Annotated in this window: 18 protein-coding genes; 5 read left to right on the top strand and 13 right to left on the bottom strand. The window is 59.4% G+C overall.

Annotation, left to right across the window (positions count from 1 at the left end; translation table 11 throughout):
• Positions 1 to 268 precede the first annotated feature (268 nt).
• Positions 269 to 1,561 (bottom strand): DUF3754 domain-containing protein, encoded by a 1,293-nt coding sequence (locus P12x_RS19395; RefSeq protein WP_435006274.1) that lies wholly within the window; start codon positions 1,559 to 1,561, stop codon positions 269 to 271.
• 220 nt (positions 1,562 to 1,781) lie between these two features.
• Here P12x_RS19395 and P12x_RS19390 point away from each other — a divergent pair, with 220 nt between their 5' ends.
• Together P12x_RS19390 and P12x_RS19385 are read left to right on the top strand one after the other, a co-directional pair.
• Entirely contained in the window at positions 1,782 to 2,837 is a 1,056-nt protein-coding gene (locus P12x_RS19390) for a Gfo/Idh/MocA family protein (RefSeq protein WP_435006273.1), read from the top strand.
• 191 nt (positions 2,838 to 3,028) lie between these two features.
• Positions 3,029 to 4,546 carry an ArnT family glycosyltransferase gene (locus P12x_RS19385; RefSeq protein ID WP_435006272.1) on the top strand — a complete coding sequence of 506 codons (1,518 nt, stop codon included), beginning with the start codon at positions 3,029 to 3,031 and terminating at the stop codon, positions 4,544 to 4,546.
• Here P12x_RS19385 and P12x_RS19380 read toward each other — a convergent pair.
• Genes P12x_RS19380 through P12x_RS19370 form a run of 3 tightly spaced genes read right to left on the bottom strand, consistent with a single transcriptional unit; the run spans position 4,521 to position 6,322 of the window.
• Positions 4,521 to 5,087 (bottom strand): hypothetical protein, encoded by a 567-nt coding sequence (locus P12x_RS19380; protein ID WP_435006271.1) that lies wholly within the window; start codon positions 5,085 to 5,087, stop codon positions 4,521 to 4,523. The two genes, P12x_RS19385 and P12x_RS19380, sit on opposite strands and share 26 nt — an antisense overlap.
• Positions 5,088 to 5,117: 30 nt before the next feature.
• Complete coding sequence (locus P12x_RS19375) at positions 5,118 to 5,738, bottom strand: 3-keto-disaccharide hydrolase (protein ID WP_435006269.1); 621 nt, start codon at positions 5,736 to 5,738, stop codon at positions 5,118 to 5,120.
• A 29-nt stretch (positions 5,739 to 5,767) separates the two neighbouring features.
• The gene (locus P12x_RS19370; protein WP_435006268.1) at positions 5,768 to 6,322 is read right to left on the bottom strand and encodes a hypothetical protein; all 555 of its coding nucleotides are present in this window, start codon (positions 6,320 to 6,322) and stop codon (positions 5,768 to 5,770) included.
• A 137-nt stretch (positions 6,323 to 6,459) separates the two neighbouring features.
• On the opposite strand from P12x_RS19370, the gene P12x_RS19365 reads away from it, so the two are divergent.
• Positions 6,460 to 7,245, top strand: a complete 786-nt coding sequence (locus P12x_RS19365) for a ThuA domain-containing protein (RefSeq protein ID WP_435006267.1) — start codon at positions 6,460 to 6,462, stop codon at positions 7,243 to 7,245.
• Between the two features lie 67 nt (positions 7,246 to 7,312).
• On the opposite strand, the gene dtd is transcribed toward P12x_RS19365, so the two are convergent.
• The 7 genes from dtd to P12x_RS19330 form a co-directional block, all read right to left on the bottom strand.
• A complete protein-coding gene (gene dtd / locus P12x_RS19360; RefSeq protein ID WP_435006265.1) occupies positions 7,313 to 7,762 on the bottom strand; it encodes a D-aminoacyl-tRNA deacylase in 450 nt (149 codons plus the stop codon).
• A 13-nt stretch (positions 7,763 to 7,775) separates the two neighbouring features.
• On the bottom strand, positions 7,776 to 8,240 hold the full coding sequence (locus P12x_RS19355; protein WP_435006264.1) for a hypothetical protein: 465 nt from the start codon (positions 8,238 to 8,240) through the stop codon (positions 7,776 to 7,778).
• 102 nt (positions 8,241 to 8,342) lie between these two features.
• A complete protein-coding gene (gene asnB, locus P12x_RS19350; RefSeq protein ID WP_435006262.1) occupies positions 8,343 to 10,319 on the bottom strand; it encodes an asparagine synthase (glutamine-hydrolyzing) in 1,977 nt (658 codons plus the stop codon).
• Between the two features lie 192 nt (positions 10,320 to 10,511).
• A complete protein-coding gene (locus P12x_RS19345; protein ID WP_435006260.1) occupies positions 10,512 to 11,372 on the bottom strand; it encodes a carbon-nitrogen hydrolase family protein in 861 nt (286 codons plus the stop codon).
• A 271-nt stretch (positions 11,373 to 11,643) separates the two neighbouring features.
• A complete protein-coding gene (locus tag P12x_RS19340; protein ID WP_435006258.1) occupies positions 11,644 to 12,096 on the bottom strand; it encodes a PEGA domain-containing protein in 453 nt (150 codons plus the stop codon).
• 220 nt (positions 12,097 to 12,316) lie between these two features.
• Positions 12,317 to 13,429: a carboxylate-amine ligase gene (locus P12x_RS19335; protein WP_435006256.1), complete on the bottom strand. Its 1,113-nt coding sequence runs from the start codon at positions 13,427 to 13,429 to the stop codon at positions 12,317 to 12,319.
• Positions 13,430 to 13,460: 31 nt separating this feature from the next.
• Positions 13,461 to 13,925: a DUF4112 domain-containing protein gene (locus P12x_RS19330; RefSeq protein ID WP_435006255.1), complete on the bottom strand. Its 465-nt coding sequence runs from the start codon at positions 13,923 to 13,925 to the stop codon at positions 13,461 to 13,463.
• Between the two features lie 419 nt (positions 13,926 to 14,344).
• On the opposite strand from P12x_RS19330, the gene P12x_RS19325 reads away from it, so the two are divergent.
• Both P12x_RS19325 and P12x_RS19320 read left to right on the top strand, forming a co-directional pair.
• On the top strand, positions 14,345 to 15,454 hold the full coding sequence (locus P12x_RS19325; protein WP_435006253.1) for an MlaD family protein: 1,110 nt from the start codon (positions 14,345 to 14,347) through the stop codon (positions 15,452 to 15,454).
• A 100-nt stretch (positions 15,455 to 15,554) separates the two neighbouring features.
• Positions 15,555 to 17,264: an ATP-binding protein gene (locus P12x_RS19320; RefSeq protein ID WP_435006252.1), complete on the top strand. Its 1,710-nt coding sequence runs from the start codon at positions 15,555 to 15,557 to the stop codon at positions 17,262 to 17,264.
• Positions 17,265 to 17,281: 17 nt separating this feature from the next.
• Here P12x_RS19320 and P12x_RS19315 read toward each other — a convergent pair whose 3' ends face one another.
• On the bottom strand, positions 17,282 to 19,807 hold the full coding sequence (locus P12x_RS19315) for a glycosyl hydrolase family 38 (protein WP_435006251.1): 2,526 nt from the start codon (positions 19,805 to 19,807) through the stop codon (positions 17,282 to 17,284).
• Between the two features lie 406 nt (positions 19,808 to 20,213).
• The gene (locus P12x_RS19310) at positions 20,214 to 20,942 is read right to left on the bottom strand and encodes a YceH family protein (RefSeq protein WP_435006250.1); all 729 of its coding nucleotides are present in this window, start codon (positions 20,940 to 20,942) and stop codon (positions 20,214 to 20,216) included.
• Between the last annotated feature and the right edge of the window lie 594 nt (positions 20,943 to 21,536).

Below are 21,536 nucleotides of genomic sequence, written 5' to 3'. Positions count from 1 at the left end.
GCGGTTGCCATATTGGGCACCTGTCGAGGAGCTTCGTCGAGGGAGGGCCTGGGGGCGGGTGGCATGGCCCGGCGTGTTACGACATCGATGAAATCATTGTAGTCAAACCGGGTTCGGTGGGCCAGTCGATCGCCGACCCCGTGAATTCACAGATGGTCTAATCTCAAGCCTCGGTCAGCCAACGCCGCTATGCCTGACATCGCGGACCCTCGCCGATTCGCGACGAATTCTTGTTGAATTTTTGCCCAACGTCAACCACGCTTCGCGCTCAGGCATAGCGGAAGGTGTTATCCCATCGATGATCGAGGGCCAATAACGCCTCGTCGATCGGCAGAGCCTGAAGCTTTCCTTGAACGTCTCGACGGGCCAGTCCGAGGCGAAATAGTTTACTCAAAGCGTCTTCGATCTCGAAGTTGATCTCGATACCGGATACCGACTTGAGGAAGGTCTCGATGTGGAGATCCAGGTTCTCCCTGGTCCACACTTTGCCGGACCGACAGGCTTGCCAGAGGAAGAAATAGGCGAGCATCGTTTCCTTGTACTCTTCCTCTTCGGCGGTGTCGATGAGCCGGGTCAATACGCTCCCGTTATTCGCCAGGGTCAAGTAATAAAGATTGCGGATCATCGAGGAGAGATGCTTGTGCTTGGCTCGCTGAAATCCGAAAAAGGAGTTGACGCCGGCCGAGATCGGTGCAATCGCAAGTGGGGCCAGCAACATCGGGTTGGCCATCGCCGCCCAGCTCAGGCCCAGGAGCTTGATCGTCAGGGCAGGTACTCCCATCACGACCGGGGACGAGATCTGGGCCTTGTCGATCCACCGCATCCTGACCTTGGTCCCTTGCTCGGGTAGATGCATTTCCATGTCGACGTGCGGAACGTCCTTGAACATCCTGAGGTAGACCACATCGGAGCGAACGAATGGCCCAAGGTCGAGTCCTGACTTGAACTTGAGGGCGATGATCAGTCGCTGATAAGCATCCAACTGCATGGTCCGTTTGCGAAACTTGGTCTTGGCACTCCGAAAAACTCTTGAGATCTGCGTGTAACCCCTGGCATAAATCCTAAGATGCTCGAACTGGCTGAAGTTCGGAACGTAAGTCAGACCCATCTCGTTGGGAGCTTCGACGGCCTGTTCGATAACCTTGATGTCGAGAGGTCGATAATTCGCACGCTCCAGAGCTGCTTCAAATGGAGCGAGGAATGACTCGTCCGATTCCTCGGTGCGCTCGACCGTATGATCCTCAATTTTGATGTAATCGGAATCGGGATCGAGTGGCCCATAGAGCTCCTTGAGTTCACGAAGTCTTTCATAAAACTCACTATGGAAGATCGCTCCCAGGAGGGGACCGAGTTTGCCGAGATTCTCGCGATCGGACTCATGGATGTCGGGTTGTGCCATCAGGAGGCGAGTCAGGTCGCCCGGACGGATCGGGAGGGCTCGGTCGCGAAGGTCGATGGAGGGAAGGCAGAGCGAAGGGCCGACCGTAGGGGGCATGGCATCGGCGATATCGACATGATCATCATCGGGATCGACCGAAGGTTGCACCGAGTCTGTTGCCATGCGAACCCCCGAGGCCTCGTTGATCGGAATCCCGTCTAGCTATTATATACGGAGCTTCGCCGCCCGAGAGAATGCCCTGGTGCCACGGGTCGGTTCCTCTTGACGCTCTCCGATGGCCGATTCCGAGAAGGATTGTTAGTCTGCTCTGAGGACTAAAGGCTCGAACAATACGATATCGGGCTTCAAGTAAATTCGAGCTGCCTCGGATCGGGAGGTTTCCTTGATCGGTTCCAGGTTTGGCCGGCTCAAGGTCGGAGTTGTCGGCCTCGGTCGGCTCTGGGAGGCTCGCCATAAGCCGGCTCTGGCCAAATTGAAGGATCGATTTCAGGTCACCGCGGTCTATGACCAGGTCGCACGTCGTGCCGAACTGGAAAGCGTCCAATTCGGATGCACCGCGGTCGACGGCCTGATTGAGCTGTTCGAGCGTCCCGATGTCGAAGCGATCTACTTGCTGACGCCCCAGTGGTTCGGCCTCTATCCGATCGAGGCAGCCTGCGCCACCGGCAAGCCCATTTATTGCGCCTTGCCCATGATTTGCGGTCGGGAGGAACTCGACCGACTCGACCATCTGGTTCGAAGCAGTGGTGTGGTATTCATGCCCGAGTTCGCTCGTCGATTTTATCCGACGACCATGCGTCTCAAGCAGCTTCTGGCGACGAAACTCGGCGCTCCCCGATTGGTCATCGGGTTGGGTCGTCTCTTCGGATTCGACCGATACGGCCAGCCCGGACCCTCGACCCAACTAGCCCCAGCTACCTTGCTAGTTGATCCGGGGACCTACCTTCTGGACTGGTGCCGGTTTGTCTTCGGGTCCGAGCCGCGGTCGGTTCAGGGTTGGGGTGGTACGATTTTTCCGGATCCGGAAAGTGTCGGGCCCGACTTCGAAACCTGTTTGATGGAATTTGAAGGAGGAGCCACCGCTCAACTCTCAGTGGCACGATATCACCGATCCCTCTGGGGTGATGCAAATCGATTTCTTCCTCAGCCCGGAGTCCAGGTTTTCGCCGAACGAGGTGTGGCCTGGCTCGAGATGCCCGATCGAATTCAGTGGACTGATGCCGACGGAATACATGAGGAGCGACTGCCCCTCGAGCCGACCGTCGGCGAGCTACTCAACGACCACTTTTATCAAATGGTCCGCGGCGAGGGCTCACTCGCACCCACCTGGAATGATTCGATCGCCGTGGCAAGACTCCTGGGCGCGATCCGTCGAAGCGGACTGGAAGGGCAGAAGGTCGCTACGGATTCTTCGAACCAAACTGACGGAACTCCTTGATGAGTCGCCGAGAATCGGGGATTAGGGCGATTCCCCCCTGGTGTCTGACGACGGTCGCCGTATCAGTCGTGCTCGGACTGGTTTTGATGGTCGACCAGGCTTACCGCTTATCGGCGACTTATGACGAGGTCACTTATCTGCGAGTGGCCTCCCGATGGTGGCGCACCGGTCAGCAAGACCCTATCTCTCGCATGGGTTCACCGTTGACCTTCTGGAAGCTCCAGCAAGCACCAGCATTGTGGATTCTCGACCGAGTTGGGCATGGTTCCTGGGTTGATGACCCGATCCCGAACCAGGCTCAACTCCTACCGATCATTCGAATCGGCGGTCTCTGGATCTGGGTCGCAGCCTTATTGATCACGGCCGACTGGTCGCGTCGCCTTTACGGACCTCGAGCCATGGCGCTGGCCTCGGTGATCTTCGCTCTCAGCCCGAATCTACTCGCCCATGGCGCGCTCTCGACGATGGAGCTGCCGGCTACCGCAAGCATCCTGGGAATGGCTTATGGCTTCTGGTGGTTCCTGCGTTCGGGCCGTTCTTGGATCCTCTGGGCCACCGGGGCCGTGGGAGGCCTGGCTTTCTCATGCAAATTCACGACGATCCTGATTCCACCAATCCTGAGCCTCCTATGGGCGGTCGATCTAATCAAGAATCGCCCGGAATCCGAGCGATCGGTCAGAACAATTCTAAGGATGGCCCGGACGATCATTCCGGGGATGATCGGATTCGGACTCGCGATGGCTGTATCGAACCTCTTAATCACCGGCTTCGCCTCGATCACCCCGAGTGCGAACCACGGCGTCCATCCGATCATCGAGGGGAAGTTTCCGCCTTCGATCCATCGTTGGATTTCCGGGCTTTTTGAGAGTCCGCTACCAAGCGACTGGGTGGCCTTCGCAACCCAGATGATCTATCAAAGAAACGGAGGCCCCAGTTATCTCCTCGGGGAGCGGCGGATGTCGGGGTGGGTGTACTACTACCCACTTACTCTGGCAGTCAAGGTACCGCTGGCCTTCTGGATTCTCGTGGCCGGACGGATCAAGATGGCCGTTCGAGGTGATCGAGATTGGATGCTAGCAGCCTTCATCATCGCTTTTCTCCTGGCAGCGATGCTCGGCTCGAAGCGGAATTATGGGATTCGATATCTATTGCCAGTCGCCCCTATCGCCATCATCTGGGTTTCCGCGGTCGCCGAGGGGTGTCGGAAGTTTCGATGGTTCGCCGCGATAGGATTGGTTGGCATGGCCACGTCGGTCGCCGGCATTCATCCGCACGAACTGACATACTTCAATGAGGCGGCGGGAGGGCCGATTGGTGGTCGTCGGATCCTCTCCGACTCGAATCTCGACTGGGGCCAGGGGGCTAAGGACCTCGCAAAGCTCCAAAAGAACCATCCCGAATTCGCCGATCTCACCCTGTTCTATTTCGGGGATACAGACCCGGCCTACTACAAGGTTCAAGGCCGGCGATTCGTCTTCGATGCCAACCAAACCCCGGTGGGATTACCCGACAAGCTTTCGGTCGCCACCAAATATCTGGCGGTCTCGGCATCACTTCAGTGGGGGCCCTGGGGGCCCCCCGGCTACTTCCGAGCCCTGAACACGATCCGACCGATCAGATTCACGGACGACACGACCATCGCCCTCTACCGAACGTCGGAATTAGATTCGCTCTTACATCCCACTAAAAGAGATCCCGGCCGCGAGTGAGCCGATCTTCAAGACTATCGGCCGTCTGGGCGATTCGAAGGACGAGCCCTGCCGGGTCGATCGAGGAGGTGGCCTCGACTGGCATGTTTTCGATCACGACGAAGTATTCTTCGCCCCTGAGGGTTTTGACGGCAAAGTGTCCTTCCACCATTCGAGCATTCATTTTCAAGAGGATGCGCGGATCTCGGTCGTTGGCCGTGCCGCAGATCGAAACAAGTGTCACGATGGGCCGGCTGGTCGGATCGATGCCGGCATATCCGATGTAGACGGCCTGTTTCCGGTCGAGTTGGAGAGGCACGACGACTCTCCAGCCATGGCCGGAGGATGCCGCCTCGAAACCGGATCGGGCCACGAGGTCACGAATCGCGCGAGTGATATCGGGCTCTGCGGGCTCGGGGGCCTCGTAAGGCCCCAGGGCATCGATTGCCGCTCCGGCGTCGGCCTCGGCGGCACCCATCGAGAGTCCGCAGCCGCCGCAGAATCGCGACGAAGAATGGTTCTCGGCAGTGCATCGGGCACAGGCGATCAGGAAAATACTCATGACTTCGCCATCCCTTGAGTAGAGAGGGATTCAACCCAGCGGTTTGATCCTCACATGACGAAATCTCACGACCGATTTCGGGTCGTGATTTTGAAGCCCGACGTAACCGGAAATACCCCTCGAACCCTTGTAGGAATTGATGACCTGCCCGTTGAGCGAGATTGAGTAATCCTGCCCTCGAACCGTGATCTCATAAGTATTCCATTCTCCGGTCGGTTTCGCCGGGGGCTTTTTCTCGGCTGCCTTGAAACTGTAGATCGATCCGGTGCTGTGCTCGGGGTCGGCTCCATCGCAGATCTGGATCTCGTAGCCGGTATCGACGGCATCCCAGGGATCCTTGGGCGGGTCGGGAAATCGGACGAAGACTCCCGAATTATTCCCGGCCTCGGTCAGTCTATAGTCGACCCGGAGCGTGAAATCCTTGAAAGGTGCCTTCGAGTACCAGAGAAGGCCCATGCCCCCTTCGGTCACCAGAACTCCGTCGGATTCTTCAACGATCGAGCCCGGGCCGATCATGGACCAACCGTTTTTGAGAGGATCACCTTTCTCGTAGAGGGGAATAAAATCCGGCTCGAGGTCTTCCGGGGCTGCGCCAAATCCACTAGCAAGCGCGATCAAGACACCTGCGACCAGTCTTAACTTCCTGCTCATCGCGAATCCTCCCAAGTCGTTCACGGCGATCACTTGTCGAGCTTCATGGATTCGATCAGGCTATCGAAGCCCTTGGTAGCGTCACCGACCGTCTTGTCGGGTCCAGTTAGCTTGAAGAAATAGCCCGTGGAAGGAGTCGTGATGATCGCCCCGAGAAGCCGATAATTCGGCTTTTCCGCCTTGGAAGCCGCACCAGGCATTCCCGAGAGATACTGACCCGAGATCTCGACTCGAGTCACATCGACGTTCATCCCCTTTTTCTGCTCGACCTTGGCTTTGGGGGTGCGCTTGCTGGCGTCGACGAACTGCTTTTCCCAGCGTTCGATATTGCTCTCGACGCTTCCCGCCCCATTGGGAAAGGCAAAGACGACGAGTTCGGCCGGTTCCTCGTCGCCCTTGACCGGCTCGATCTTGATCTGGGCGGCACGCATGGCCGACTTGGGCTGCTCCTTCTTCCAGGCCGCGGGCGCCTTGAAGGTCAAAGCCCCGGTCTTGATGCTCTGGGGAGCATCGTCGGCTACGGCAAAGGCACCGACGAGGGAAGCGACCAGGCCGACGGTCAGGGTCCGGGTCATCATGTTCATGGCTTCGTGAATCCTGTTAGCCAGTCCGACCGCTTGCGGAGCGAGCGGAGGCGACCTACGATGCGATCCCTATGGGTTGAGACACTCGACTCATCCCCATCCGATGAACCGTCCGCGAAACTTCCGGAGACCCGCTAATGAGATCCCTTCGAGTCCTCGGTGCGGCCCTTACACTGCTCGTTGCCCTCGCCGGTCCGAGTTCGGCCCAAAAGCGGGTTCCGGAAGGGACCAAAGTGTTGATCCTTTCCGGCGGACAGCGAGAACACCATGGCTATCGAGAACAGGCATTGTACTTGGCCACGGCGCTGGAAGACACCCGCCGCTACCAGGTCACGATCAACGAGGACGCCTCGATCCTCGAATCTCCGGCGCTGAAGAAGTACGACATCCTGATCGTGACCGCAGACCGGCGTCAGCCCGAGCACCAGTTTTCACTCGAACAACAGAAGGCTTTGCTCAATTACGTCAAGGAGGGTCACGGATACGTCTCGATCCACGGGGCCGACAACGCCCCCGCCGACTGGCTCCCCGAGTGGAAGCAAATGCTCGGAGGGATCTACTCGCACGTTGGCCAGCCCGATGGAAAGGCCATCATGGGGACGTACCTGATCAAGATCGCCGACAAGAACAGCCCCGTCACCGCCGGGCTCGATGATTTCGAGCTGAATGACGAGCTCTATTCGAACATGCAAATGCTTCCCGACGTCAAGCCACTCGCGACGATCGAATACAAGGGAGTAACCTGGCCCGTTGCATGGACCTGGGGCTATGGAAAGGGCAAGGTCTTCCATACCTCGCTCGGACACAAACGCTATGAGCCCGGGAAGTATGACCCTCTCACGAATCCGAACCTGATGAAGTTGATCATTCAGGGCGTCGACTTCGTGTCGGACAAATCGCCCAAGGCGATCGAGTCGAAATGAACAGTAGTCCTCCACATGTGGCCTTACGACATACGACGTGAGGCCGATGTTGACCTACTCCATGTTTTTAAAAGACTTTACGGCTATCAAGCAACAGGGTCACTGGCCCGTCATTGACCAGTTCGACCTGCATGTCGGCGCGGAAGACTCCCGTTTCCACTCCCAATCCTTTCGACCGGAGCATTTCCGCAAGCAAGAAATAGAGTCGCTCGCCCTCCACCGGTCCGGCTGCTTCGATAAAACTGGGCCGACGTCCGGCTCGGCAATCGCCCAAGAGGGTAAATTGGCTAACAACCAGGATCGAGCCGCCGATCTCGGTAACCGAGTGATTCATCTTTCCATCATCGTCTGCGAAGGCTCGCAAGCCGACGATCTTGCTCGCCATCTTCTCGGCGTCCTCGTCGGAATCTCCGCGAGCCACCCCGAGGAGGACCAGCCATCCTAGCCCGATCTGACCAACGATCGAGCCTTCAACTTCGACAGAGGCCCGGCTAACTCGCTGGAGGATCGCCCTCATCAACCACTCCCGATCACTGATGGAAAAAATCGTGATAAAGAATCAGGAACATCAGGGCGATCCATGACCATCCGACCGCTAGTCCGAAACCGTTTATCCAACGCCGATCCAGGTCGGCTATGCCGGATACCATCAATACAAGCCAGGCCCCGAGCACGGAAGCCCCTCCGCTCGTTCCGACATATGAAATACGATTCATGGCGCGAGTGACGTCGCCTTGGAGCCACCAATAGCCGAGAATTCCAGCCCAGATCGCGGCCGTCGGAAATGCGGCCAGGCTGGCGGCCGCCCCCGGCTGGCGAAACAGCGCAGAGATCGCCGGACGGGGCTTCCTCAAATTCAAAACGAGACAGAGAATTGTCCAGCTCGCAAGCAACGGAGTTCCACTGACGAACACATAGTTTGTCCAAAATGCGAGAATCTGAGATTCCAGGGCGGGACGCACCATAGCGATGCCCACGGCTGTAAATGCGACCATGATCATGAAGTCCGCTGCGGAGAGAGACCGACAGCGGCTCACCATATTGGTTAACGTCCCCTGAGCCTTTAATTCAACTCATTAATGTGTCGCGACCGGATTTCAAACGTGACCATTACTCGGCGAGGCCCCGAGATCGATCCGGGGAGGGGTCCAGCTCGGGAGGTCGCAGAGACCACCGAAATAGAGATGATGCCAGAGTTGGGTCGAGACGACGTTGGTCAGTGCAATGTCCATGACGAATCGACGCGCGGTGATCCGTGGTAGGGCCTGTTGCTTCATCTGCTCCCGCTTGACCATCTCGGGATCGAAATAGCCGGTCTTCCTCAACGAGTCGGCCGAGAGGAGTTGATCGACCCAGGCCGGATGGCCGTGGTTTAGGAACGTCCCCGAGAACCTGGAACGAAACATGGTCTTGGGGCGATTGGCGATCGCACTCGGAAGTGTCCTTGCGGCCACCTGCCGGAGAATCCACTTCTCAGTCTTGCCACGGAGCTTGTATTCGGGGGCAAGTTGGGAACAGAAATTAATAACATCGTCGTCCAGGAAGGGATATCGCGTCTCGACCGACGAATGCATCGAGATCCGATCTCCCTTGGAGATCATCAAGAGACCAGCCAGCATCACCTTATAGCCGACGTATAGCGACTGGTTCATCGGATGCCAGCGCTTCATCTTTTCCGCCGATGGTAGGCTCAGGTCATCGTAAGGGTTATGATCCCCCAGCCGATCCCACATACCGGACGAGTAAAGGATCGGTCGGGCCTGACCGATCAGCTCATACATGTCCTGCTGGGCCGTCCGGACCCCGCCAATCCCGTAAAGTGGAGCCCGATGCCGAGAACCTCCTCCGACCGCCGCCAGGAGGAGTCTGCGAGCCATGAGAGGAATCCCGTGGCCGATTTTGTGGGCGATTCGCTCACGCATCGCTTGGGTCTTGAACCAGACGTAACCGGCCAGCGCCTCGTCGGCACCTTCGCCGGTCAGGGCCACCTTGTAGCCCTGATCGTGGACCGTGGCCGCTAACTTCATCAGGGCCGCACACGAGGTGTCCATCACCGGCCCTTCGGCGGCGAGAACCAACTCGGGATACATGGCGGCAATCTCGGGACTGCTCAAAGTGACCGTCGTCAACGGCGATCCCAACGCCTTCGCCGACTCGGCCGAATGAGCCCGCTCATCGGGACCTGCATTATCGAAGCCAATCGTGAACGATGGGACCGCGTGACCTCTTTCTCGGGAGCTGAGTCCCAGGACCACCGTCGAGTCGAGTCCCCCGCTTATGTAGCTAACGACCGGGACATCTCCCCGCAACCGACGCTCGACCGACTGGCGCATCAGATGCTCCAGCTCATCGATCAGCGGGGCCGGATCGTCCATCCGACGCTCTTGACCACGGTCGGGAAAGTCGAGATCCCAGTAACAATGCGTCGAGAGCTTGCCGTCCTTCACTTTGAGATAGTGGCCGGGCGGGATCGACTTGATCCCCTCGAAGTAGGTCCGGGTCGTTCCCGCACAGAAGAACGAGAAAAGGTGGTCAACCCCTGCCACGTCGGGATTGGCCGGAACCATCCCGGAGGCCAGGAGCGCCTTGATCTCCGAACCCCAGAGGAGCCACCCGTCCCGTTCGGCATAATAAAGAGGACAAATGCCGACCCGGTCCCGGCCGAGGATGAGAGTTCGGTTTTTCCGATCCCAGAGCGAGACGGCAAACTGGCCCCGCGCCTTCGAGAACATCTCCTCGCCGTGATCTTCATAGAGATGGACCCAGGCCTCGGTGTCGCATCGAGTACTGAGCGTATGCCCCCGACCGAGCAACTCCTGCCGGAGTTCCGGGTACTCGAAGAGTTCTCCATTGAAGGCCACCCAAACCGACCCGTCTTCATTCGCGATCGGTTGACGCCCACCCTGAAGATCGACGATCGAGAGGCGTCGAGCCCCGAGAATCACCCCGGGCTCATCGTGAAATTGCTCGTCGTCCGGCCCCCGGTGAGCGATCGCACGGGTCATGGCCAGGAGGCGAGGTACGGAAAATTCGCGACGGCCAGTCCGATCCAATGCCCCGGCAATTCCGCACATAAATCGGTCGACTCCCAGGGCAATATCTTAAGGCCGGCGATCAGATCTCGGTGAGAGATGTCCGGGTAAAATCCGTTAAACGGCAGACGCGATCCGTTCAGTTTTCCGCGAGGGCGGGCACCAGGATCGGTACGACCATCATGCCACGTCGACGGCTGGCCCGCCAATAGACGACGGACCCGAGGACGCCGATCAGGCATGTGCCGAGGCGGAAGACGAGGCCGCGGGGACCGAGGGGGACATAGAACGCCATGTTCGGGGTCCTCGGGAAGAATGAAGGGTGAGGGGGGCCAGAAGGACTTGTTCCTCGGTCGAAGCGAGAATCGAGGGACCGTGGCGACCGTCGCTGATGCTGCTCAAACCCGCGAATCGATCCTTGATCCTTGTTCCAAGAATCGGGATCACTGTCTGGGTCACGCCACATTGATTCGAGAATACCACGGGAATTCCCAGATCCTCGGCCACCTTGCTCGGGATCGCCCCCGACAGGGGACCGACGTGACCGAAGAGCCAATGCTTTCTGCCGGTCTGCCGGTCGGCAAAGTCGGGCCAGGCCGCCGTCACTACGGCGAGGTCGATCCGACCTCTGTAGTCGGTCCAAACTTTCTTGTAGATCATATCGGCGCAAACAGCGAACCCGATCCGCCCCCATGGAGTCGAGACAATCAGGGGTTCCCGACCGGGCTTGAAGCGAAACCTCTCCCAGAAGACCAGGTTACGCTTCCGATAGGTGTGCATCGCCCCATCGGGCGTTGCAAACGCGACCGAGTCGTAGAGGTGATTCCCATCTCGCTCGACATACCCCCCGGCGATCGCCATTCCCCACTCGCGAGCCCGCATGGAGAGATGGCGTAACGTCGGGCCATCCGGGCCCTCCGCAGCGGGCCCGTAATCGGGAAGCAAACCGTAGCCGGTGTTGAACATCTCGGGGAGAACCGCCAGGTTAGCTCCGGCGTCATGAGCCTGACGGAGTAGGTCGTCAGCCCGAGCCAGATTCGACGCCACCTCAAGGGGCTCTGACGTCATCTGAATCGCCGCGGCGAGGATTTTCATGGTGTTAGCCTCTCATCCGTGGAGGACGACGGGGCAGTTGCAATATGCCCGCCGGAGGCCATCAATGGCCTGTCTAAACTCAACAAAGTAACCAAGAAGGTTGGTCCGCTCCGAACCATTCGTTCCGGACCATGCCGTCCTCCTGCTCCCAGCTACCAACTAGAATCGTGAAAGGTAGAGGTAGAGAAGGAGATAGCCGAATCGAGAGGATCAGCTCCTTCTGCAATCTAACCCCGAATGGAAATCTGGCACAGGCCAATTATCCCTTGAATCATCCGCCGAAGAATCCCAGGATTCCGCCACGACGTTTCAAGGCCGGGGCCTGACCTTCGGCTCTCGTCGCCTCGGCACGATTCAGCACATTGTTCGGATCGTCGGGCGTGGCGGGCTGTAATTTGTAATTGAACTCGACTTCATCCCGAAAGGTATAGGGGTTCAAATTTTCGGTAAAGAATTCGGTCAGGAGATTGTCGTACCAGGGAGCCTCGAACTTCGCCACTACATCCTGAGTTTCATACCCTTCCTTGACCAGACGGACCGTGCGATCGCCGTAGAAGGTAAAGCTACGGGAGACCGGCGTGGTCCCAATTTGCTCGCCATTGACGAACGCCTGCGCCCCGGGCGGGTCTGTCCGGATTGTGTAGCGACGCTCGACGCATCCGGTCGAGGCACATGCCAGCCCGACAGCGATCAGGAGATTCAATCGTCCGCGATATCTGAGCATTCCGTGCTCCCCTGAGTTCGCGCCTGTGGGACGGGAGGGCCTACCGATCACGGGCGGATCGATACTCCGATTCGACGCAGAGGAGGTGCTCAGTGATGTTCGATCGGAAGAAAGTCGGACATGACCCTTGCAGGCCAGCAATGGTAGTGGTGGCGGATTGTATCGGCGGACTCGATTGTCGACAAGGCGACCTCCCGAGCGACCTGCATCTCCGGGAATTTCACCCCACATCCCTCGAGGTTTCGATGATCAGGAAATCGACGACATCTTCATGCCGTCCCGAATTCAGGAAAACGCGACGCTGACGAGCGGCTCCATTCCCCCGGTCCAGGACATTTCCCACTAACCCGGAAATTTCTTCCCAATCGCCCAACTGATCAAGCGTTGGACGGAGGAATTCCAGGAACGCATGAACGACTCGACGAGCCGGCACGGCCTTGAGTTCATGAGGCTCGATCAAATCTCCTTCGAGGCCGAACCGGGCGGCCCGCCATTTCGAAGCGCGTAGAATCTCGGGTCGATGCCCCATGGATGGGAGTTCGGGCGTCGAATCGTCGAGGCTGGCGATCGCCAAGGCCCGGCAGAGCCCGGCAATCATCACGGCCTCGTCCACGGTTGGGCAGACGTCGGCTATTCGGAATTCTAGGGTCTCGAAGTGGGTGGAGGGGCGAATATCCCAGTAAATTTTCGATCCGTCCTCGATGGTCTCCATGGCGATCAGAGTCCGGATCACTTCGTCGAATTCGGCCCGGGAAGCGAAGTCGGCCGGAATGCCGGTCATCGGGAATCGACCGAAGAGTTCGGTCCGGTAACTGGCATAGCCGGTGTCGCGACCCTGCCAGAATGGCGAGTTCGCCGATAAGGCGAGCAAGACCGGGAGCCAGGGCCTCGCCTGATTCATGACATGGATCGCTTGCTCACGATCCTCGATCCCGACGTGCACGTGGCAACCGAAGATGATCTGCTCGCGCGTGATCTGCTGGAATTCCTGAAGGATGGTATCGTACCGATCCTTGGGGGTGATCGTCTGATTCTCCCACCTGGAGAAAGGGTGAGTACCCGCCGAGACGATCCTGCAACCCGAATGCGCGGCCGCCTGGATGACCGCCCCTCGAAGTCTGATCAATTCGGCTCGGACTTCGGCGAGGCTCCGACAGATCTGCGTACCGATCTCAATCTGCGAGAGATACAACTCGTTCGTGACTTCGTCCCCGACCGATCGTCTCGCCTCCGGCAGCACTCGACCTGCACGCTGGCGGAGTTGCCGCGAGCCCGGATCGACGATCTGATACTCTTCTTCGACACCGATGGTAAAATTGTTGGGACTGGCCAAGACGTTTGACTCCATCTGCATGGCGGACAAATTACGGGGTGATGGCACGGAAGAGCCATACGAGGATCGTAACCAGTCCCACGAGGACAAGCGTGAGCGTTCCGATCAGCAGTAGAGCAATCCCGATCAGGTAGCGGACCGAAGCTCCCGCGTCAACCGGACGGCCAGCCTTGCGGAGATCGCGAACCTCACTCAATAGCCGGATATTCCGCGTATTTGCCTTGAAAACCGCATCGAAGGCATCACCGACCAGAGGTATCGCTCCGACCGTCGTGTCCAGCAGGACATTGGCGGCCATCCTCGCGGTCACCGCCTTGGGAACCTTGTAGTGATAGACCGCAGTCAGGACGAGCCCCGTCTGGATGATCCCAGCGATGAAGTCTCCCCCGCCGGGCAACAATCCAATGATGGCATCCAGCCCCACGCGCATATTCGTCCCGGGAATCGGGATGGCTCGGTCCATCAGCCAGGCGAGGCGGTCCAGGTTATCCGCCATCGTTTCCGCCTTGAGATCCTCAGGCGTCAAAATTTCCGGCTTGAGTGGACTACGACTCGACTTCATCCCAGAACTCCCGACTTATAGATGACGCGCCGACGCGGAAAGTGTGCTCGATTGTCCCAGTTCTGCATTACTGATACCAAGAATCATCAAGAGTTTCGATTCATGGCGAAGTCGGGACAGAATTGCGTCCAATCATAAAGGGAGGAGTGGAGGGCACGAATCTTAATCGTCTCAAAATCGAGGGGCTTCCACCTCGTCATGAGCCAATCAAGCATGGGTCGGCACGAATAACCCCGCGTGGTTATTGAAAGGCTCTTCGGCCGAGATCCTTTTCCGAGAAGACCTCGGGGCCGTATGCTTGAGTGGGGAGTCGAGAGTCGAGCCCAGGCCGATCGTTGCGAGGCGAGGACACGATGCGACGCGAAATGACGCGATGGAGAGCCTTGTCCAACGCGGTGTTCGTGCTGACGGTTCTCGGCATGGGCGGCTACGGCCTCCGGCAGATCACCGGACGGAACTGGTCCTGGCAACCGACTTTTCACGCGAAGGCCAACTTCTCCACGATCTCGGGAATCGAAGTCGGGGCCAAAGTCAGAGTACAGGGGATCGACGCGGGTGTCGTCGAATCGATCGAAGCCCCGAGTGTTCCCGGCGGCCCTGTCGTGCTCCGACTCCGACTGGATCATCGGCTCCACTCTTTGATCCGTTCTGATGCCACGGCTCGAATCGTCCCACAAAGTATTGTGGGAGCGAAAATCGTCGAGATTGTCCCGGGGCTGCCTGACTCGCCTCCTCTCGTTGAAAATGCCTCTCTGGCGTCCGAAGCTCCGATCGAACTCGTGGACCTGCTCAAGGAAGCCTCACATTCGCTAAAGCGAGTCGACGCGGTCGCTCAGGCCGCCGAGCAAGGACTGGGCGAGATCAACGTGATCGCCTCATCGATTCGCGAAGGGAAAGGGAGTCTGGGAAAACTCGTCCGGGATGACGAGGCTTACCAGAAGATTGTTTCCATGAGCGATCGAGGGACCAAGGCGATTGATGACCTGGGAGAGAATCTCGCGGCCTTGAAGCGTACTTGGCCCCTCTCTCGATACTTCGATGACAAGGGTTTTTACGACCGCGAACGAGTCTTGTTCAAACCCGGTTCGGAACGCGACAGCCGTACCCTCAAGGCCGATGAATTGTTCGAAGTCGGTCGATCGGTCCTGACCGAGGGAGGTCGGAAGCGGCTCGATGAGGTTGCGGCCTGGTTCGCCAAGACCAAACGCCCTAAATCGGAAGTGGTGATCGCCGCCTTTACCGACGAGGCACGAGACGCCGATCTCGCGCAGATTCTCACCCAGGAACAGGCCGACTCGGTCCGTCGATATCTGGTCACCAAGCATAAGATCGACTCGCTGGGCTGGTTCAGCAGTCGAAAAGTTGCCTCGGTCGGATTCGGCTCGCAAGTTCCGCGGGGGGGGGCCGAGATCGGCGCACCCACGAGGCGGGTCGAAGTGATATTGTTCACGCCACAAGCCTGAGCGGCTGGGAGATCAGGCTGAGATCGTTGACGCTACCCAGGTTCTAAGATAGCCTGGGCCACGTCGCTGATCTCGCGATGTATCGAGAAGGGGCGTTTCTGTGGCCTCGTTGTTCATCATCAAAGGGGCCGATCAGGGGAAGCGGTTCGAGCTGAAGGCTAAGGTCGTCGGCCTGGGCCGTGATAGTTCGAACTTGATCCGGCTGCACGATACTGAGGTCTCCCGCCGCCACGCCGAGGTCCGTCGTGTCGACGATTCCTATCGACTGGTCGATCTGGAATCGGCCAACGGTTCGTTCCTGAACGATCAGCCGGTCGTCCAGGTTCAGATCCGATCCGGGGATCAACTGCGTCTGGGTCAGACCGTATTGCTATTCCAGGATTCCGCCGACGAGGCGGGCCGCGAGTTGACGGCCCGCGTGGACATGCTCGGCAGGGCTAGCCCGGACGATCGATCGGCGATCCTCCGTAGCATCCCCGTCGGTGAAGGTTCGAGAATCCTAGAGGCACCGGAGGGGGTAGGCGACTGGCTGAAGGATCGACTGCTCAACCTCTCGGTCATGTACAAGGCAACCCAGGTGATCAGCCTGGTCGTGGACCTCGACACCCTCCTGCCTCAGATCCTCCGGATGGTCTTCGAGTCGATCGGGGCCGATCGAGGGGCGATTCTCCTCAAGGAGGCCGACGGCGAGCTCGTCCCCAAGGCGGTCCGATGGCGGGGAGAGGCCGATGTCGACGAGCGCATGGCGATCTCCCGCACGATCATCGATCATGTTCTCGGCAAGGGCGAAGGTGTGATTACCTCGGACGCCCCCGCCGATCACCGTTTCGGGCCCGCCAAATCGATCCTGAACCTTGGAATTCGAGAGGCGATCTGCGTTCCCGTCCAGGGCCGACATGCCACCCTGGGAGTGCTCTACGCCGACGTCCGATCCCTGCCCGAAGTCGGCATCTCTTATGAAAGCATCAAGCAAGGCCCCAAAAGTCGATTCTCCAAGGATCACCTGATGCTCATGGTCGCGATCGGCCACCAGGCCGGGCTAGCCATCGAGAATACACAGTTGTACGAGTCCAAACTTCAGGCCGAGCGGCTGGCGGCCGTGGGACAGACCATCGCCACGCTCTCGCATCATATCAAGAACATCCTCCAGGGAATCCGTGGCGGAAGCTATCTGATCGACATGGGGCTGAACGACAAGGATGATGCCATCGTTCGTCGAGGATGGGGAATCGTCGAGAAGAACCAGGCGAAGATCTATAACCTGGTCATGGACATGCTCTCCTACTCGAAAGACCGAGAGCCCTCGTTGGAATCCGCCGACCTGAATGAGACGGTCGGAGACGTGGTCGAGTTGATGAGGCCACGAGCCGACGAATTGGGGGTCGCCCTCTCCTGGGAACCCTTCTCCGGCCTTCCGGCTGTCCAGATCGACACCGATGGGATTCACCGCGCCGTCCTGAACATCGTCACCAACGCCATCGATGCCTCCGAAGATGTCGAGGGAGGCAAGGTCACCGTCTCGACGACCTGGGACCCGAAGACGATGCTCGCCCGAGTGATCGTCGCCGACAATGGGACTGGAATTCCACCGGGAGAAATCGAGAAGATCTTCGAGGTTTTTGCCTCGACCAAGGGCTCTCGAGGTACAGGACTGGGGCTCCCCGTCTCTCAAAAAATTGCCCGAGAACACGGCGGTCAGATTGCCATCACCTCGGAAGTCGGGAAAGGCTCGACCTTTACCATCGAGATCCCTATGCGAAGGTTTGATCCGATGCCCGACTCGGCCGTGAACCATCCCACGATCTCATGAGCGTAAGTTATCCTAACTCATCCCAGGGTTACCTCGACCCGGGCAATCTCGTGAGGAGTGAGGTCGATCAGGGCGGCATCTCGTTCGACCGAGAGGTCGAAGATGTGCTCACCATGGCCGTCGATCTGTCGAGCGGAAATCGGATCCCGGAACGCCCGGAGTCGGCATCGAGCGGCCTTTCCGGCGGTTTCGATCAAGTCCACCACAAGTCCCCAGCCCTGACCGTCGCTGGTCCTCGGTTCGAAGGCCAAGCGGAGAATCGTCACCGACTTGTGGTCCACCTGCAACAGCCAGCCGGTCGGCCCAGAGCGGGGGGGGCCGGATTCGGTCGACACCACCAGGGGCGGGGCGGTCATGTCAAGAATGGCGGGAAACGGGTGTTCTAGTTCGAGTGCAACCCCTAGATGGAACGTTCGAGCCGACTCCGCGCCGGCGAGCAGGATGGTGTCGAGCATCCGATTCCCATGACGGGCGTGATGGGCCAATCCGCCAAAAAGTAGTGTCGTCCGACGCTGCCTGGAGGTGATGTCGATCGCGTCGGGGGTCTCGGGCCGTTCGACCTGGGTGGCGGTCGGGGCGAGCAGAGCCGTCCTCCGGAGGGTCGACTGTGGATCGGGCCAGGCCCATCGACAGGCCAGATGATGCGTCCATGGGTCCGATTCGGACAGACGAACCAACCAGGACGGGTCGAGGTCGGAGAGCGTGATCTCGATGTCCAGGGTCGGACGCCCGCTCCAGAGGCGGAATCGCTGCTGGAAGCCGGCCAGGCGATGGCCGTCGGCTGGATCGTTGATGGTCCCAATCGTGGTCGCCTGAACTAGCGCGGGACCTCCGTACTCGGCCTCGAACGAATGACAGATCATGCGGCTCGGGGCGGCCTTGCCGTCGGAACCTACCAGCCCTCCAATGGCGAGTTGCTGTCCGATCCGGGGAGTTTCCTCGTCGAACGACTGGATCGAACGGATCCCTCCGGTCGTTGGATCGATCGATACTGTCATCGACTCGTTCGAGAGAGTCCGATCCCGGATCGAGACACGACCGGGATCCGCAAGTGGGCGGTCTTGATCGGTATCGCGGGGGATCCAGGCAAATCCGAACGGAGGTAGATCGACCACGGCCTGAACGCCAGTCTCCGTGAACTGCGCGACTCGGAGTGGTCCCTCGGGGCGAAGGTCGGGCGAGGCATCGGGGAGGTGGACGACCGCCCTCCGAGAGACTCCCAGCGAATTCATGACGAGATAGCCAGATCGCCCGGACGTTCCTTCACCGATGATTTGATGAGCAAGCGCCTCGACCTGGGCCGGCAACGATCGTTCGATGATCGCGTCAGCCTCTTCGAGGCGGCCAGTTTCGAGGTTCTTCTCCAGGTTCGGGTCAAGTCCCTCGATCTCGACCCCTTTAAGGCTCGAGGCGAGCGCATGGGTGGAGATGAGCGAATCGAGGCGAGCGCGAAGTCTGAGGTGAGCGGCCCGACTCGCGATGGGTGAACGATCATACCTGGCGGCAGCCTGGGCGAGATAGGCCGGGGCGAAATCGTCTAGGACGGGGGTGATTTCTTCGAATGGCCGATCGGAGCGGTGGAAGAAGTCGTTGATCGTGACCCATCGCGAAAGGACGGGCGAGTATGCGGCGGTCCGGCGGAAATCGAGAAACCAAGGAGCGACCGGTCTCGGCCATCGGGCCAGGGGCAGGGTGGCGCAGGCGTCCTCCCTCATCGACTTGCCGATTCTCCAGGCGAGCCGGGAACCCTCGGTCGCTCGATCGGCGGCGATCGGCGGTCTTGTGATCGATTCGAGGGTGGTCCCGTCGGGCGATCCCCAGAGCCGCTTGGCCTCGGGATGAATCGGGAATCGGCCCGAGTCGAGCGCGACGAAGATCGCGTAACGAAGGCCGAACCGGCGAGCGATCTGGGGCAATTGCGGATAGAGGGCGAATCGGCGACGAGCCAGGGTCTCAACGTTCCGATCGTCCAGGTGCAGACGATACGTTTCCGAGGCTTGGCGGAATTGCCAGGCGATCGAAGACCAGGGCAAAAACGGCTCGTCGACTTCGTCGAAAGCCCCGCCGACCACGTCGGCCCACCCTTCGGTGATGGCTTCTCGGAGCTTGGCGGCCCGTTCCGGTTCGCGCTCGGCAAAGACTTCGATCGCTCGAGCGGAACCGAGGATCGTGAAAGGCGTGTGGTCTTCCAGAAGCTCGCCGAGCTCGCCCGGAGGCGTCGCCGGGTCGAGCAAGCAGAGATCGAGGATGTACCCATCCATCGGATAGAAGCGTTCGCGAGCCTCGGTGATCAACTCAAACGCGGCTCTCAGGCGATTGACCGCGGCGGAGGGATCTCCCGATCGCCAGGCCTGGGCCCCCGCGATGGCCTCACGAGCCAGGTTGGTCCGGGAAAGCGTGTCGACGTGACCCATCGCGATCGTCAGGTCGCGAAGCCACCAGTGGCCCGCGCCAAGTGCCAGATAATCGCCAGCCAGCGAGTCGGCCAAATCGAGATTGGAGGATGATTCGGGGGCATGTTCCAGGAGGGCGCGCACATCCATTATCCGGTCGTCGGAGCCCTCGATGATCGGAACGCCTTCCTGCCTCGCACGTTCCAGATAATCGCGAGGGAGTCGATCGAGCCCACCACGGGCAATGAGTCGAACGTCGCCGGGTCTGGGATCGGAAGGAGACGCCACGTCTTCTAGCCGGGGAACCTCGTCGGCCTGTCCGAGCAGGCCAGGGTGCCAGGGTGCCGTCGCGGCAGACCAGGCTGCAGAGGCTTCTTGTTCGGTGAGGCTCGCAAGTGGTTCCCGTCCGTCATCCAGGAGGAGAGAGACCACCCGGAAGGGCGTCAAGGGTGTGGAATTGGGATTCGTCGGAGCAGTTCCATCGGACATCGCCATCAGCTCGGGCCCCTTTCCGGGGATCGTTCACTTCGAGGCTCGGCAGTCTCCGCCGGTTCGTTCAGGCACCCAGGGCCGATTTCAATTCTCTGACTTCCTCGGTGAGCGCTCGAACGGCCTCGCGAAGCTCCGCGACGTCCGCGCGGATTGCGGCCAGCTCGGCGTGCGAGACCTGGGGAGTACTTTCAGCCCGGATAGCTCCGGGGCGAATGGTCCGCTCGGGCTCCTCCTCCGTCGAGGGGGCATTCGCGAATCGGGCCTTCTCTCGCTCTAGCTCGTTCGGGGGGTAAAGATTGTGGGTAACGACGACACCCCGCTTAACTCCTCTCGGCGAGAGATAGACGATCAATTCTTTGGCAGCTAGCGAGTCGAGGATAGTTTGGAGGGCGGGCAAGTCGGCCAAAGGTTCCATCCGACTCGACCGAGCCCGAAGGTCGCCCTCGGTCTGGGAGCCCCGGAGGAGGAGTTCGGCGACCACCGCCAGCTCGACTTTGCTGACCTTCAACCAATCGTAGAGCGTATGCTTGTATCGAACCACCCGTCCGCCAGCCTCGACCATGACCACCGCACCCTTCTTTCGAAGGCCGGTCAGAATGTCCTCCACGTCGTCTGCGTCGTAGTCCGTGATCGGGTCGCGATTCGATTTCTGGTTACAGCCGGTCACGATCGCGGCGATGGTCAGTGGGTAATATTCGGGTGTCGTCTTGGCCTTTTCGACCAGTACACCCAGGACTCGACGCTCGGGAGCCGTCAGCGGAACCCAGGATCGATCGGAGGTCGGCAAGCTCATCGAGCCCCTCATTCTGCATCATCAATCACCAACGATGCTGGCCGGGCCGGCTTGGTAGGTGGCCCGTGGAATTGCATTGTATCGTAGCGGTGGCCGACCCTATCCTCAAGCCTCCGCCAGGTCTGCTCCGCGGAGTCGATCCACTTCCTGTTGCTCTCAACGACCGAATCGGTAAGAATTCATGAACTAGACCCCGAACGATCTACGAGCCCTCGTCCCGATCGGCCTCGACGATGATCACGTTCTGGATAGCATGCCACGTGCTGTTCGCGGGGACGGATCATGCTCCGGCCGGCGAAGCTCACGTCAGCGTTTATTCATCAATCTCAAGCCTATCTCGGCCGATCAATTCGGAAACTCTCCGAACTTATCTCTCTTCACATCCGCACCGACATCGAAGCGGCAGTCCGCCCCGAAGCATCTCGGGAGTGGATGCATTCGAGTTCGAAGAAGTTGATGAGTCGAGGTCGAATTCGGCTGTCGACTCCGGACTCTTTCGATTCGACTGGTGCTCCTGGAAACTTCCTCAATCGACCAAGGACCTGGTCGAAAGTTTCAAACTCGACACCCAGTCACCCCCTTGCACCCCTCTTC

Source organism: Tundrisphaera lichenicola, from assembly GCF_051175385.1.
GTDB lineage: Bacteria > Planctomycetota > Planctomycetia > Isosphaerales > Isosphaeraceae > Tundrisphaera > Tundrisphaera lichenicola.
This window is presented reverse-complemented; position numbering and strand designations above follow the sequence as displayed.